The following is a 14,858-nucleotide window of genomic DNA, read 5'->3' on the forward strand; positions in this document are numbered from 1 at the left end:
GTGCCAGCAGATTTACAGTCTGATCCCTTTGGCCACTCGGGAACCCCTCCAGGGTATTTTCCTATTCCTAACAGGAATAAGCTTAATTAGTATTTTCCCAACACGCTAATCAAGGTTTCTCGCAATTTATCCAGAGGTTTATACACCGCAAGAAAATCGCAAGGAAAATATGGTGGAGGGGGACGGATTCGAACCATCGAAGGCAGTGCCAGCAGATTTACAGTCTGATCCCTTTGGCCACTCGGGAACCCCTCCAGGGTGTTTTTCTATTCCTAACAGGAATAAGCTTAAGAAATGTTTTCCCAACACATTGCTCAAGTGCGGAGCGCATGATAGCAAACTCGTAAAAGCTGTAAAGCGTTTTTCCTATAATTTTACGCTGAATGATGTCTTTTTGGGCAAAGATGGTGAAAATCAACCACAAAGGCTAAACAATCAACGACTTTGCTTACATATTATTTCTCGTTCTTTACATTCCTTGACGTTTTTAATCCGTATAACTCGCTACAATATATCGAGTTTATTTATGCAGAATCTAAATCATGAAAAATAAAATTATTCTGAGTTTACTCTCCGTGTCTATGCTTGTTGCAGCGCCGAGTTCTTTTGCTAACCGAGTAAAATCGTCAGCAGTGACGGTGGTGACTGAACCGGTGCAAATCCATCAAGTATCTCAGTCGTTGGCTTTAGTGGGAAAAATGGATGCCGAGCAAGCGGTGATGATCTCATCGGAAGTGACAGGCAAGATTGACGTGATAGCGGTCAATGCCAACCAAAAGGTCAATAAAGGACAGTTATTGATAAAGCTTGATGACGATAAATCACGGGCGGCATTGGCTGAAGCCAAAGCGTATTTGAAAGATCAGCAGCGTATTTTGCAAGAGTATGAACGACTGGTAAAAAGTAGCGCAATTACACAGACCGCGATCAATGCGCAGAAAACCAACGTGGACATTGCTCAAGCTCGTCTTGATGCCGCCAACGCTAATTTAAAAGATTTGCATATTACCGCTCCCTTTGCAGGCACGGTCGGCTTGATTGACTTTAGCCGCGGCAAAATGGTGACAGCGGGCAGTGAGCTCATCACGCTCGACAACCTTTCGGTGATGCAACTTGATTTGCAAGTACCGGAGCGTTACCTCTCTCAACTGGCTAAAGGAATGAAAGTCAGCGCCACTACCGCAGCTTGGCCTGGTCAAGTGTTTGTCGGTGAATTGGTCGCGATTGACTCTCGTATTAATCAACAGACGCTAAACTTGCGAGTTCGTGTTCATTTTCCTAACCCAGACTTAGTTCTTAAACCGGGGATGCTCGTGTCCGCAGATATGAACTTCCCAGCGATTGAAGCGCCGATTATCCCGGTACAAGCGCTGGAGTACTCAGGCACTAAACGTTACGTCTATGTGGTAGATGAAGACAATAAAGCAACGCGAACCGAAGTGAGCTTAGGCGCTCGGATTGAAAACCAAGTGGTTATTGAGCAGGGCATCGCGATTGGCGATAAAATCGTCGTTCAAGGTATCGTCAATATGCGCGATGGCGTTGAAGTCAAAGAGCTTGGTCAAAACGCTAAAATTAGTCAGCAAGGAGTGAACTAATGCTGCTGTCTGATATTTCTGTCAAACGCCCGGTTGCCGCTGTGGTGTTGAGTTTGCTGCTGTGTGTCTTTGGTATTGTTTCTTTTAGTAAGCTCGCGGTGCGCGAGATGCCAGACATCGAAAACCCAGTTGTGTCGATCAGTACGCGTTATGAAGGTGCATCAGCGACCATCATTGAGAGTCAGATTACGTCGGTTCTAGAAGATCAGCTGTCTGGGATTAGTGGCATTGATGAGATTGAATCGACGACACGTAATAGTATGTCACGCATTACCATCACCTTTGAATTGGGTTATGACCTCAATACTGGCGTAAGCGATGTTCGTGATGCGGTTGCGCGTGCGCAGCGTTCACTTCCTGATGAAGCCGACGATCCTGTGGTGTACAAGAACAATGGTTCAGGGCAAGCCTCAGTGTATATCAACTTGAGCTCGTCTGAGATGGATCGAACGCAATTGACCGATTATGTTGAGCGGGTCTTACTCGATCGTTTTAGTTTGATTTCGGGGGTGAGTTCAGTCGACGTTTCTGGCGGTTTGTACAAAGTTATGTACGTCAAACTTAAGCCTGATCAAATGGCTGGCCGGGGGGTGACTACTTCAGACATTACCTCTGCACTGCGCAATGAAAACCTTGAGAGCCCAGGTGGAGAAGTGCGTAATGATCAAATTGTAATGTCGGTCAGAACAGCGCGCAGTTATAAGCAAGCGCAAGATTTTGAATACCTAGTGGTCAAGCGTGCTGGCGACAATACCCCCATTTATCTGCGTGATGTTGCCGACGTTTACATTGGCGCAGAAAACGAAAACTCAACCTTTAAAAGCGATGGTGTGGTCAATGTCAGCATGGGGATAGTGCCTCAGTCTGATGCCAACCCGCTCGATGTAGCTGAGTTAGTGCATAAACAAGTTGATGATATTCAAAAGTTTTTACCTGAAGGTACCCGTTTGGCGATTGATTATGACTCGACGGTGTTTATCGAGCGCTCAATCTCGGAGGTGTACAACACGCTATTTATTACTGGGGGATTGGTGATTCTAGTGTTGTATATCTTTATCGGCCAAGTCAGAGCAACTTTGATTCCTGCAGTAACGGTGCCAGTGTCTTTGATTTCCTCTTTTATTGCCGCTTACTACTTCGGTTTTTCGATTAACCTGATCACCTTAATGGCGCTGATTTTGTCGATAGGTTTGGTGGTCGATGATGCCATTGTGGTGGTCGAAAACATTTTCCATCACATCGAAAGAGGTGAGAAACCACTGTTGGCGGCTTATAAAGGCACACGTGAGGTCGGCTTTGCTGTTGTTGCCACGACACTTGTGCTCGTCATGGTCTTTCTGCCAATCTCTTTTATGGATGGTATGGTTGGTCTGCTGTTTACCGAGTTTTCGGTGCTGTTGGCGATGTCAGTGATTTTTTCTTCGTTAATCGCGTTAACGTTAACGCCTGTTCTGGGCAGTAAATTACTCAAAGCCAATGTAAAACCGAGTCGTTTTAATTTGTTTATTGATCGTCTGTTCGGTTATTTAGAGTCAGGTTATCGCCGTTCATTAACACTCGCCCTGCGTTGGAAGTGGGTGGCACCGATTGTGATTGCGGCCTGTATTGGCGGAAGTTGGGGACTAATGCAGCAGGTACCCTCTCAGCTGACTCCTTCTGAAGACCGTGGCGTGATCTTTGCGTTTGTACGCGGCGCGGACGCCACCAGCTATAACCGCATGGCTGAGAATATGGATGTGATTGAGCAGCGCTTGTTACCCTTATTAGGTCAAGGCTTCCTCAAGTCATTCAGTATTCAGTCACCAGCCTTTGGTGGTAATGCCGGTGATCAGACGGGCTTTGTGATTATGATCCTAGACGATTGGAACGAGCGAGAGCTGAACGCGCAGCAAGCCTTGGGTGAAGTGCGTAAAGCGCTGGCTGGGATTGCCGATGTGCGGGTGTTCCCATTTACGCCGGGCTTTAGAGGTGGTTCTAGTGAGCCGGTACAGTTTGTATTGGGCGGCTCTGACTTTCCAGAGCTTCGTATGTGGGCTGAAAAACTTGAGCAGTTAGCGGAAGCATCGCCTTATATGGAAGGGGCCGATATTAACTACTCAGAGAAAACCCCGGAATTGGTCGTCACTATCGACAAGCAACGCGCTGCAGAACTTGGCATCAGCGTGAAGAATATTTCCGATACCTTAGAGATTATGTTAGGCGGTAAAAGTGAAACCACTTTTGTCGAGCGTGGTGAAGAGTACGATGTTTATCTGCGTGGTGATGAAAACAGCTTTAACAATGCTGAAGATTTGAGCCAAATCTATATGCGTACCTCTTCAGGCGAGTTGGTGACATTGGATGCCGTAACCAAGATTGAAGAGGTTGCATCGTCGATTCGCTTATCGCACTACAATAAGCAAAAGTCGATCACCATTACGGCTAACTTATCAGAAGGTTACACCTTGGGTGAAGCGTTGGATTATCTTGATCAGCAAGCGATTGATATGCTGCCAGGTGATCTTTCGGTAAGCTATTCAGGCGAATCAAAAGATTATAAAGAGAATCAATCGAGTGTGCTGGTGGTGTTCGGTCTCGCTTTATTGGTGGCTTATTTGGTATTGGCTGCTCAGTTTGAAAGCTTTATCAACCCTTTGGTGGTGATGCTAACAGTACCTATGGGTGTTTTTGGTGGTTTCTTGGGTTTGATTGCGATGGGAGAAGGGCTAAACATCTATAGTCAAATTGGCATGATCATGTTGATTGGTATGGTGACTAAAAACGGTATTCTGATCGTCGAGTTTACCAATCAGTTGCGTGACCGTGGCATTGAATTTGAAAAAGCGATCATTGATGCGTCAGCGCGTCGTTTACGTCCGATCATGATGACTGCTTTTACAACGCTTGCAGGGGCGATTCCACTGATTCTCTCTTCAGGGGCCGGTTATGAGAGCCGCGTGTCTGTCGGTACGGTGATTTTCTTTGGTATGGCTTTTGCCACTTTGGTTACTTTATTCGTCATTCCGGCGATGTATCGTCTAGTGTCTGCTCGAACTCAGTCGCCTGGTCATGTTGAAGCCGAACTGAATAAAGAACTGGATCTTGATGTAAAAGCGCGAGCATCACATGGTGAGCTCAGTTAACCCAGAAGACAAGATAGATAGAACCAAGCCCGCGATAAATGCGGGCTTTTTTATAACTTGGATTTGAAGTGGGGTTAAGTTATTGGCCGTAATTGACTGAATAGCGAGTCGGTTTATGATTCATCGCAAGTACCAGGTTGAGCGCGACAGCACCGATAATCGATAACAGGATAGTTTGAGGTGAGACAAATAGCAGTGAGCCGAGCAAGATCGAAAAATCAATCGCGAGTTGAGTTTTCCCAACCGAGATACCGAATTTATCTTGAATATACAGACACAACACATTGAAACCACCCAAACTCGATCGATGACGAAACAGAATTAGCATACCCAAACCCATCAGCAAACCACCCGCCACAGAGCAGTAAACCGGATTGATGGCTTCGAGACTGATCACAAGGTAGAGATGATCAGTAAAAACAGAGACCAGTGCACCTGAAATCGCGCTATTAATTGCAAAGCGGGTACCAAAGCGTCGCCAAGCCAATAGATAGAAAGGGCTATTGGCTACAAAATAGAGCGTTCCCAACGATAAGGTGGTGATTTGGCTTGCAAGAAGCGCCAGTCCGGCGGTACCTCCGGTAAGAAGCGAGGCGGATTGGAGGAAGAAGAAGCCTTGGGCGACGAGAAAAGTGCCAGTTAGAATAGCGATCCAATCTTCTTTACGTGAGTGTTTTTCCATCAATTTTAAATTTATCGAGTAAATAATGGCGAGCATACTATGTAAAAAATAAGGATTTCGATAGCTTGGGGATGAAATTTAAGGTAAATCTATGTAATTATGGTTTTACGGAGTGTAAAGGACAAAATTGACACTTCTCTTGTTCTAAGGCGAGAGAAATGCCCAACATGATATTCTTCGTAAAGCATTATGAAAAAACGGCATGAGAAAAAATGAATTTTTCTCTTTATGACCCAGATCAAATTATGTAGAATGCGCGTCATTAGCTTGATGCAAACGTTTGCGCGGCAATAAATGCGCAAATTATAAGGATCAAATGTCAGTTTTTTTGCCACATTAAGTCTTAATCTGAGTCAGGAGATACAGATGCTAAAGCGTGATATGAACATCGCAGATTACGATGCGGAACTGTTCGCAGCTATCCAAGAAGAAACTCTTCGCCAGGAAGAACACATTGAACTTATCGCTTCTGAAAACTACACCAGCCCACGTGTAATGGAAGCGCAAGGCTCCCAGCTCACTAATAAATACGCTGAAGGCTATCCAGGCAAGCGTTACTACGGTGGCTGTGAGTATGTTGATAAGGCGGAAACATTAGCGATTGATCGTGCCTGTCAGCTGTTTGGCTGCGAATATGCCAATGTTCAGCCACATTCAGGCTCTCAAGCTAACAGTGCCGTGTACATGGCGCTGCTTAATCCTGGCGATACAGTTCTTGGTATGAGCTTGGCACACGGCGGTCACCTGACTCATGGTTCACCGGTTAACTTTTCGGGTAAGCACTACAACGTTATCCCTTACGGTATCGACGAAGCGGGTCAAATCAACTACGACGAAATGGAAGCACTGGCACTCGAGCATAAGCCGAAGATGATTATCGGTGGTTTCTCTGCGTATTCTCAAATCGTTGATTGGAAGCGTATGCGTGAAATTGCCGACAAGGCAGATGCTTACTTGTTTGTCGATATGGCGCACGTTGCGGGTCTTATTGCTGCTGGCGAATACCCAACACCAGTTCCTCATGCCCATGTTGTTTCGACAACAACACACAAAACGTTAGCAGGCCCTCGTGGCGGTTTGATTTTGTCAAATGCTGGCGAAGATATGTACAAGAAGCTCAACTCCGCGGTTTTCCCAGGTGGTCAAGGTGGCCCTCTAATGCATGTTATTGCTGGTAAAGCGGTGGCATTCAAAGAAGCGATGGAGCCTGAGTTTAAAGCCTATCAAGCGCGTGTTGTTAAAAATGCCAAAGCGATGGTCGGCCAGTTCCAAGAACGTGGTTATAAGATTGTTTCTAATAGTACTGAAAATCACCTGTTCCTCGTTGACTTAATTGACAAAGACATCACAGGTAAAGATGCTGACGCAGCACTAGGCTCTGCGAACATCACGGTTAACAAGAACTCAGTGCCGAATGATCCACGTAGCCCATTCGTGACCTCAGGTATCCGTATTGGTACACCGGCGATCACTCGTCGTGGTTTCACTGAGGAAGACGCGAAAGAGCTTGCGAATTGGATGTGTGATGTTCTAGATAACATCGGTCAACAAGATGTCGTTGAAGCGACCAAACAAAAAGTTCTAGCGATCTGTAAGCGCCTACCTGTTTACGCTTAATTGCTCTGCACAAGATCATAATAGCCTCCACGATGGAGGCTATTTTTTCCGCTGACGTTGGGTTACCCGTTACTTTGGCAGGCTCAACAAAGTGCCTGACTTACATCTAAACGAGTAGTACTTGCTACTTTCATTAAACTTACCTAACCCTTCACCATCACAATAGTCGATATTGATATCTCGCATTGTGCTGAGCGTTTCTTCGCTGGTCAGGGCAAATTTAGAACCATCAGAACAGACGATACGCACACGGCCATCATCACTGACTGAGTAAATATCCACTTCGGTGTTGCACAATTCGAATGACGCTTCACGGAAGTTATCTTGATCGGTGTTTGAAGCACAACCCGCTGTCACTGCCACTAATGCCGTTAACGCAATCAGTCCAAATGTTTTCATAGGAGATCCTTGGATGGTCTATTTGATTATTGTACGAATAGATATTGGTTAGTGGTTAGACTATATAAGAGTGCAGTTTGATTCAATAAGCGATATAAAAAAAGCTGACTTATTAGTCAGCTTATTTATTAAAGTTGAATATCGTTTAGCTAATTTCAACGCCTTGTGCTTGAAGGTCGGCGTGGTACGAAGAACGTACAAAGGGGCCACAAGCTGCGTGGGTAAAGCCTAGTTCAAGCGCGATTTCTTTGAGTTCATCGAACTCTGATGGTGGTACATAACGCTCGACTGGTAAGTGGTGACGGCTCGGAGCAAGGTACTGACCGAGAGTCAGCATAGTTACACCATGTGCACGTAAATCTTGCAGAACTTCTATGATCTCTTGTTTGGTTTCACCCAAGCCCATCATCAAGCCTGATTTAGTCGGAATATTAGGGTGTTGTTGTTTGAATTTCTGTAACAGCTCTAACGACCATTTGTAGTTGGCTCCCGGACGAGCTTTACGGTACAGGCGAGGAGCCGTTTCTAAATTGTGGTTAAACACATCTGGCGGATTGTCTTTCATCAGCTCAAGCGCTACGTCCATACGGCCGCGGAAGTCGGGAACCAAAGTTTCAATCTTAATGTTTGGGTTCAACTCACGGATCTCGCGATTACAATCAGCGAAATGCTGCGCACCACCATCACGAAGATCATCGCGGTCAACAGAGGTGATGACCACGTACTTTAGCTTCATGTCTTGAATGGTTTTCGCCAGTTTTTTAGGCTCATCGTTTTCCGGAGCCAGTGGGCGACCATGGGCAACATCACAGAATGGACAGCGACGAGTACAAATGGCGCCAAGAATCATGAAGGTCGCCGTGCCGTGATTGAAACATTCAGCAAGGTTTGGGCATGATGCTTCTTCACAAACAGAGTGCAGGTTATTTTTGCGCATCGCTGACTTAATGTCTTGGATACGTTGGCTATCTGCTGGCAGTTTGATCTTCATCCAGTCAGGTTTACGAAGAACTTGTTTCTGCTCGGTTGGCATGTTCTTTACAGGGATCAATGCCATCTTATCAGCGTCACGATATTTAACGCCTTTTTCCATTTGGATTGGTTTACTCATGCTTCTCTTACTTCTCATTGCTGATGGTCTATTGATTGGTTAGTGAGACAGTGTTCACTTGCTCATAACCAAGCAGTGCGACTAGCTCTTCGACTAGCTTATTTTCAACCTGAGCGATATTATCAGGTCCACCCAATTGGCTGACCTGAGCCATCTCCATACCGGCATACCCACAGGGATTAATGCGCTGAAAAGGAGAAAGGTCCATGTTGACATTCAGAGCTAAGCCGTGAAATGAACAACCTTTGCGGATTCTTAGTCCTAAAGAGCAGATCTTTTTACCGTCGACATAAACGCCGGGAGCATCTGGACGGGCCGCGGCGTCAATATTGTATGCTTTTAGGGTATGAATTACGAGGTTCTCGATATGCGTGACGAGATCTCGTACACCGAGTTTTTTACGACGAAGGTTAATTAGGAAGTAGGCGACCAGTTGGCCTGGGCCGTGATAAGTCACTTGACCGCCACGATCACTTTGAACAACAGGAATATCACCGGTATTCAGTAGGTGTTCCGCTTTACCGGCTTGTCCTTGAGTAAATACAGGGTTATGTTCGACCAGCCATACTTCATCGGGCGTGTTGTCCGTTCGATTGTCGGTAAAGTTATGCATTGCTTGCCAAATTGGCTCGTAATCCTGTCTTCCTAGATGTTTTATTACAAGCTGGTTGTGCATTGCTTACTTCCATCGTCGATTAATAAAGTGAAAGGATTATAAACTGCTTCTGCATAAGGCTCTATATCTCAGCAACACATTTTTAACCTTAGTAATGCCATTGTCTTTCTATCTATTTGATCTATAAAAAGAAAGCAGCTCGCGCTGCTTTCAAAAAATTTTGATTAAATCAAATTAAATTATAGAACCATACGTACTATGTCGATTTCACCCAGTTCTTTATACAGAATTTCTACCTGTTCAATCGATATCGCTGTGATGTTGATTGAGACTGAGTGGTAGTTACCTTTCGCACTTGGTTTGACTGAAGGACTGTAATCACCTGGAGCGTGACGTTGAATCACTGCTAGAACCTTCTCTGGCAGTTCTGGCTTCGCGTGGCCCATGACCTTGTATGTGAAAGAACAAGGGAACTCAAGCAGGTCTTTCAGCTTTGCATCTGAGTTAATGTTCAGCATTTTGGAACTCCAAGTTTAGAAAATCGTCGTTATCAGCGCGAAATAGTACTGCCAATTGACAAGGATCTCAAGCTGCCACGATAGTGAGGTAAATGAAAAAAGCCGCACTAGGCGGCTCTTTATAAACTAACTGTATGAATTACAAGAAGCTCTTAACTAGCATTACAATGTAATCCCACAGGCGGCTAAATAGGCTGCCTTGCTCAACATCCTCAAGAGCAAGAAGAGGGTACTCAGCAATGTCATCCCCTTCTAGTTGGTAGTATAGCTTACCAACTACATCGCCTTTCATTACTGGTGCTTCAAGCTCCTTTTCAAGGATAAAGCTTGCTTGCAAGCTTTTCGCCTGGCCGCGTGGAAGGGTTACGTATGTGTCTTGATCTAAGCCAAGCGCAACGGTGTCTTTATTGCCCATCCAGATTTTTTCTTCAACAAAGGTTTCACCTGCTTTGTGTGGCGCAACAGTTTCGAAAAAGCGAAAGCCATAGCTAAGTAGTTTTTTACTTTCTGATTTACGGGCATTGGTATCCCGTGCGCCCATTACGACCGCAACTAAACGCATTTTACCTTCAGTTGCTGAGCTGACTAAACTATAGCCAGCATTGCTCGTATGGCCGGTTTTGATACCGTCAACGTTCATACTCTTATCCCAAAGCAGACCATTACGGTTGTATTGGGTGATGCCGTTGTAAGTGTATTTCTTTTCAGAGTAGATGCGATATTCGTCGGGCACATCACGAATCAACGCGCGACCAAGCAGTGCCATATCATAAGGGGTCGAGTAGAGGTTTGGATTGTCTAAACCGTGGACGTTGGCAAAATGAGTATCTTTCATTCCGATGGTATCGGCCCAAGCATTCATCAGATCGACAAAGGCATCTTCTGAACCGGCAATATGCTCAGCCATCGCAACACAAGCATCGTTACCTGATTGAATGATAATGCCACGGTTGAGCTCGTCCACTTTAACGGTGGTACCCACTTCGATGAACATTTTCGACGAGTCAGGGAAGTTTTTCGCCCAGGCATTTTTACTGATGGTCACATCGTCTTGCAGTGAAATATTGCCGCGCTCAAGTTCTTGGCCAATGACGTAGCTAGTCATCATCTTGGTCAAGCTCGCTGGTGAGAGCTTAGTATTCATCTCTTTTTCTGCAAGCACTTTGCCTGAATGGAAGTCCATCAGAACATAGCCTTTTGCCGCGATTTGAGGAGCATCAGGAACCACAATAGGTGATGCGAAAGCACTCGATGCGAACGTTGCAGAAAGTGCAATAGAAGATGCAAAGGCGGTTTTAATTAGCGTTGTTTTTTTCATAGTCACTACAGAATTATCTTTAACTGTCCATATCTTAACAGAATCAATCACTCAAATCAGTGTTGCTCAATGGAAACACTGGATTGAAGACTAACGAGATTTAACAAAAGCACTGGTATAACCGAGCGCTTTCACTTGTTCAAGCGCTTTTTGAGTCGACATATAGTCGCTAAAAGGGCCTAAAAAAACGCGATGTAAGCTGTCTGAAGAACCAACATGGCTTTTTACTGCAAGCTTTTGACTCAGATCTTGCGCTAAAGTTTCAATGCGGTCTTTATGCTGTGATGAAGCAACTTGTATCACGTATTGATGAAGTGATTTATTACGGCGAGGTTGAGAGGGTTTATTAACGCTAATCACTTCAATACTCACATTGGCGGTACCAGTGCGGATGACATCTAGCTTAATGGCTGCTGCATAACTCAGATCAATAATGCGCCCTTGGTGAAACGGACCACGGTCATTGACTCTTACGATGGCGGTTTTACCATTATCTTGGTTCGTCACTTTTACATAGCTTGGAATCGGCAGTTCTTTATGCGCGGCTGACATTGAATACATATCATAGATTTCGCCATTGGAGGTCAGGTGGCCGTGAAATTTTTTACCGTACCAAGATGCCGTGCCCTGCTGATTAAACCCTTTGGGCTGTTTGATGATGTTATAACGCTGCCCACGTAGGGTGTAATCACTATTGCCCCCTAAACTGTACGACTCATATTGTGGTGTAGCATCTTCGATATGGTCGACATTGATCGGCGCATCGGGAGCGACATCGTCATCAATGCTGTAGCGACTCGATGAGGAACAACCCGCGAGCGCGGTTATTAATAGAATAATCGCCGCGGCGATAAGGGGCTTATGAGTCATTTAAATTGCCTTTGAGAATGCTTTTCTATGAGTGTGGATTGACATTAAGATGCCAAAACCAGCCATCAAGGTCACCATTGAGGTGCCGCCATAACTGATGAGAGGTAGCGGTACACCTACCACAGGCAAGATGCCACTGACCATGCCAATATTGACGAATACGTAAACGAAGAAGCTCAATACGATGCTGCCTGCCATCATGCGCCCAAATGCGGTTTGTGCTTTACTGGCTAGCATCAAACCACGACCAATAATAAAGAGGTAAAGGCTGAGTAACACTAAGATACCTATCATGCCCCATTCCTCAGCTATTACCGCAAAAATGAAATCGGTATGGCGCTCAGGAAGAAATTCGAGTTGAGACTGGGTGCCTTGTAACCAACCTTTGCCTGATAAGCCTCCGGAACCAATCGCAATCTTACTTTGAATGATGTGATAACCTGCGCCGAGGGGATCGGATTCTGGGTTGAACAGCGTTCGTACCCTGACTTTCTGGTACTCACGCATTAAGAAAAACCATAACACAGGCAAAAAAGCCCCGACGCCGCACACCGCAGCGAAGATGATCTTCCAACTTATTCCTGCTAAGAAGATAACAAAGATACCTGAAGCTGCAATTAAGATAGAGGTGCCCAAATCAGGTTGTTTAGCAATTAAAATCGTTGGTACAAGTACCATCACTAATGCCATCACTAGCGTTTGTAGTGAGGGGGGAAGTGGACGCTTGCCGATATATCGAGCAACCATTAACGGCACCGCCAGTTTAAGCAGTTCTGATGGTTGAAAGCGGACAAAACCTAAGTTGAGCCAGCGCTGTGCACCTTTTGATGCTTCACCAAAAAACAGCACTCCGAGCAGTAATACCACACCACCGATAAACATTAAAGGGGCGAGAGCTTCGTAAGTACGTGGCGGAATTTGTGCAAGTAACAGCATAATGCAGAGAGAGAGAGCCATACGCATTGCTTGTCTGTCCATCATGGCGAAGCTTTGGCCACTGGCGCTATACATCACCACAAGACCGAACCCCATCAAAACCAAAATACCGAGTAGCAATGGTAGATCAATATGAAAACGCTCAAACATGGCGCGATTTTGGCCGGTTGAAGGATCCAATTCCATTATTTTTCAGCCTCTTTACCTAAAATAGCGCGATCAAATATTTTACGCACAACAGGTGCTCCATTGCTCGAACCACCACCTGCATTTTCAAGGACTAAGGTCACAACGAGCTTGGGATCATCAACTGGTGCAAAGCCTGTAAATAGAGCATGGTCGTGGAGGTGTTCGGCTAACTCATCGGCATTATAAACTTGATTTTCAGCCAAGCCGAAGACTTGCGCGGTACCGGATTTTCCGGCGCTAACGTATTTTAAATGCGTAAATGATCGGCGAGCCGTCCCTTTTTTACCATGGTTGACAAGTCGCATACCATTGATTGCGATGTCCCAATAGCGCTGAGGCACTTCATCAATCGGCGGTGCCGTTTCAAGTGCTGATAGCTGTTGTTTATTCAGCGCCTCGCCATTGTTGAGTGTTGAGCGTAACAAGTGTGGCGCGATGACTTTGCCGTGATTGACGAGTACAGACGTTGCTTTAGCAATTTGCATGGGCGTCGATGTCCAATACCCTTGGCCAATGCCGACTGGAATCGTATCACCTTGATACCAAGGGGTCCTATGGCGCGCCATTTTCCATTCACGTGTTGGCATATTGGCTTTGCCTTCTTCGTAAATGTCTAAACCAGTGTAGTCCCCGAAACCGAACCTGGTCATCCAATGAGATAGACGATCAATACCTAAGTCGTATGCTATCTGATAAAAGAAAGTATCGACAGACTCCTCAATGGCCTGAGTAATATCAACACGTCCATGCCCCCAGCGTAACCAATCTCTAAACGGTCGTGTTTTAGAATTTGGGATGACCCAATACCCTGGGTCGTTGCGTGTAGTCGAAGGCGTAATAACACCTTCTTGAAGCGCAGCAACAGCAATAAAAGGCTTAATTGTTGAACCTGGAGGATAAATGCCTAATGTCGCTCTATTGACCAATGGTCTATCAGGATCATTGAGTAAGGCATTATACTCGGTATTAGAAATACCATGCACGAAAGGGTTGGGATCATAACTTGGACTAGACGCCATGGTAAGCACGCCGTTATCTTGCGGATCTAGGACTACAATTGAGCCTCTGCGATCATTGAGTAGTTTGTGCGCATAAAGCTGTAATTCAATATCTAAGCTTAACACAATGTCTTTCCCGGCGACTGGAGGGACGTATTTTAAAGTGCGAATAATTCGGCCTCGGCTATTTACCTCAACCTCTTGATATCCCGCTGTACCATGTAAGACATCTTCGTAAAATCGCTCAATACCCAGTTTACCAATATCCCGAGTGGCTTGGTAATTCGCTGCACGTTCTTGACGTTTCAAACGCTCCATATCTCGATCGTTAATTCTAGAGACATAGCCGATAACATGAGTAAGAACTTCACCGTATGGATAATGACGTTTCAGGGCCGCATTTATACTAACGCCTGGAAAATTGTGTTGCTGAACAGAAAATTTAGCCACTTGCTCTTGAGTTAACTGAGTGAGTATTGGTACCGATTTAAAGTGACGTGCCTGATGACGCTCTTTATTGAAACGCTCAATTTGCTCTGGAGTAATGGTGAGAAATTGTTGCAAACGTAGGATGGTGTCATCCATGTCTTTAACTTTTTCTGGAATAATATCCAAGCTAAAAACCGGTCGGTTCTCGGCGAGTAGTTTGCCATTTCGGTCATAGATCAGACCGCGGTTTGGCGCAATGGGTACCACTTTAATCCGGTTGTCGTTAGAGCGAGTTTTATAGTCTTGGTATTGATTGATCTGAATGTTGTAGAGGTTAGTGATCAGTACACCAATCATGGCGATAATACCGATGAAAGCAAAAACAGCGCGATTTTTAAATAATCGCGCTTCTTCATGGTAATCCCTAAACTGGGTACGTTTCCTTAACATCTACG

The 14,858-nt window shown here is 45.2% G+C and carries 12 protein-coding genes and 1 tRNA gene; 3 read left to right on the forward strand and 10 right to left on the reverse strand.

Annotated elements, in window-relative coordinates:
• Positions 1 to 170: 170 nt before the first annotated feature.
• A tRNA-Tyr gene (locus CDZ87_RS11650) sits at positions 171 to 255 on the reverse strand.
• 287 nt (positions 256 to 542) lie between these two features.
• Between CDZ87_RS11650 and CDZ87_RS11655 the strand changes: the two genes are divergently transcribed.
• Together CDZ87_RS11655 and vexH are read left to right on the forward strand one after the other, a co-directional pair.
• Positions 543 to 1,598 carry an efflux RND transporter periplasmic adaptor subunit gene (locus CDZ87_RS11655; RefSeq protein WP_100753709.1) on the forward strand — a complete coding sequence of 352 codons (1,056 nt, stop codon included), beginning with the start codon at positions 543 to 545 and terminating at the stop codon, positions 1,596 to 1,598.
• Positions 1,598 to 4,720: a vibriobactin export RND transporter permease subunit VexH gene (vexH, locus tag CDZ87_RS11660; RefSeq protein ID WP_100753710.1), complete on the forward strand. Its 3,123-nt coding sequence runs from the start codon at positions 1,598 to 1,600 to the stop codon at positions 4,718 to 4,720. The genes CDZ87_RS11655 and vexH overlap by 1 nt, the downstream gene beginning before the upstream one ends.
• A 79-nt stretch (positions 4,721 to 4,799) precedes the next feature.
• Here vexH and CDZ87_RS11665 read toward each other — a convergent pair whose 3' ends face one another.
• The gene (locus CDZ87_RS11665; protein ID WP_100753772.1) at positions 4,800 to 5,402 is read right to left on the reverse strand and encodes a YitT family protein; all 603 of its coding nucleotides are present in this window, start codon (positions 5,400 to 5,402) and stop codon (positions 4,800 to 4,802) included.
• A gap of 366 nt (positions 5,403 to 5,768) precedes the next feature.
• Here CDZ87_RS11665 and glyA point away from each other — a divergent pair, with 366 nt between their 5' ends.
• Positions 5,769 to 7,019: a serine hydroxymethyltransferase gene (glyA, locus tag CDZ87_RS11670; protein WP_100753711.1), complete on the forward strand. Its 1,251-nt coding sequence runs from the start codon at positions 5,769 to 5,771 to the stop codon at positions 7,017 to 7,019.
• Positions 7,020 to 7,088: 69 nt separating this feature from the next.
• Here the strand turns inward: glyA and CDZ87_RS11675 are convergent, their stop codons facing one another.
• The 8 genes from CDZ87_RS11675 to mrdA all read right to left on the reverse strand — a co-directional run bounded on the left by CDZ87_RS11675 (position 7,089) and on the right by mrdA (position 14,853).
• Complete coding sequence (locus CDZ87_RS11675) at positions 7,089 to 7,418, reverse strand: hypothetical protein (protein WP_038175476.1); 330 nt, start codon at positions 7,416 to 7,418, stop codon at positions 7,089 to 7,091.
• Positions 7,419 to 7,563: 145 nt separating this feature from the next.
• Positions 7,564 to 8,529, reverse strand: a complete 966-nt coding sequence (gene lipA, locus CDZ87_RS11680; protein ID WP_100753712.1) for a lipoyl synthase — start codon at positions 8,527 to 8,529, stop codon at positions 7,564 to 7,566.
• A 28-nt stretch (positions 8,530 to 8,557) separates the two neighbouring features.
• Positions 8,558 to 9,205 (reverse strand): lipoyl(octanoyl) transferase LipB, encoded by a 648-nt coding sequence (lipB, locus tag CDZ87_RS11685; RefSeq protein ID WP_100753713.1) that lies wholly within the window; start codon positions 9,203 to 9,205, stop codon positions 8,558 to 8,560.
• Positions 9,206 to 9,384: 179 nt separating this feature from the next.
• Positions 9,385 to 9,663, reverse strand: coding sequence for a DUF493 family protein YbeD (ybeD, locus tag CDZ87_RS11690; RefSeq protein WP_038175479.1), 279 nt, complete (start codon positions 9,661 to 9,663; stop codon positions 9,385 to 9,387).
• Positions 9,664 to 9,802: 139 nt separating this feature from the next.
• Positions 9,803 to 10,981 carry a serine hydrolase gene (locus CDZ87_RS11695; protein WP_100753714.1) on the reverse strand — a complete coding sequence of 393 codons (1,179 nt, stop codon included), beginning with the start codon at positions 10,979 to 10,981 and terminating at the stop codon, positions 9,803 to 9,805.
• A gap of 90 nt (positions 10,982 to 11,071) precedes the next feature.
• A complete protein-coding gene (locus CDZ87_RS11700) occupies positions 11,072 to 11,851 on the reverse strand; it encodes a septal ring lytic transglycosylase RlpA family protein (RefSeq protein WP_100753715.1) in 780 nt (259 codons plus the stop codon).
• The gene (gene rodA, locus CDZ87_RS11705; protein WP_100753716.1) at positions 11,852 to 12,973 is read right to left on the reverse strand and encodes a rod shape-determining protein RodA; all 1,122 of its coding nucleotides are present in this window, start codon (positions 12,971 to 12,973) and stop codon (positions 11,852 to 11,854) included. It abuts the gene before it with no gap.
• The gene (gene mrdA / locus CDZ87_RS11710) at positions 12,973 to 14,853 is read right to left on the reverse strand and encodes a penicillin-binding protein 2 (protein ID WP_100753717.1); all 1,881 of its coding nucleotides are present in this window, start codon (positions 14,851 to 14,853) and stop codon (positions 12,973 to 12,975) included. Before mrdA ends, rodA begins: the two co-directional genes overlap by 1 nt.
• Between the last annotated feature and the right edge of the window lie 5 nt (positions 14,854 to 14,858).

Origin of the sequence: Vibrio salilacus (genome assembly GCF_002811245.1) — a bacterium.
Taxonomy (GTDB): Bacteria; Pseudomonadota; Gammaproteobacteria; order Enterobacterales; family Vibrionaceae; genus Vibrio; species Vibrio salilacus.

Coding starts and splice junctions, on each gene's coding strand:
- glyA (WP_100753711.1), top strand. CDS start 5,769: ATGCTAAAGCGTGATATGAACATCGCAGATTACGATGCGGAACTGTTC.
- vexH (WP_100753710.1), top strand. CDS start 1,598: ATGCTGCTGTCTGATATTTCTGTCAAACGCCCGGTTGCCGCTGTGGTG.
- CDZ87_RS11675 (WP_038175476.1), bottom strand. CDS start 7,418: ATGAAAACATTTGGACTGATTGCGTTAACGGCATTAGTGGCAGTGACA.
- CDZ87_RS11700 (WP_100753715.1), bottom strand. CDS start 11,851: ATGACTCATAAGCCCCTTATCGCCGCGGCGATTATTCTATTAATAACC.
- lipB (WP_100753713.1), bottom strand. CDS start 9,205: ATGCACAACCAGCTTGTAATAAAACATCTAGGAAGACAGGATTACGAG.
- lipA (WP_100753712.1), bottom strand. CDS start 8,529: ATGAGTAAACCAATCCAAATGGAAAAAGGCGTTAAATATCGTGACGCT.
- ybeD (WP_038175479.1), bottom strand. CDS start 9,663: ATGCTGAACATTAACTCAGATGCAAAGCTGAAAGACCTGCTTGAGTTC.
- CDZ87_RS11695 (WP_100753714.1), bottom strand. CDS start 10,981: ATGAAAAAAACAACGCTAATTAAAACCGCCTTTGCATCTTCTATTGCA.
- CDZ87_RS11655 (WP_100753709.1), top strand. CDS start 543: ATGAAAAATAAAATTATTCTGAGTTTACTCTCCGTGTCTATGCTTGTT.
- CDZ87_RS11665 (WP_100753772.1), bottom strand. CDS start 5,402: ATGGAAAAACACTCACGTAAAGAAGATTGGATCGCTATTCTAACTGGC.
- mrdA (WP_100753717.1), bottom strand. CDS start 14,853: ATGTTAAGGAAACGTACCCAGTTTAGGGATTACCATGAAGAAGCGCGA.
- rodA (WP_100753716.1), bottom strand. CDS start 12,973: ATGGAATTGGATCCTTCAACCGGCCAAAATCGCGCCATGTTTGAGCGT.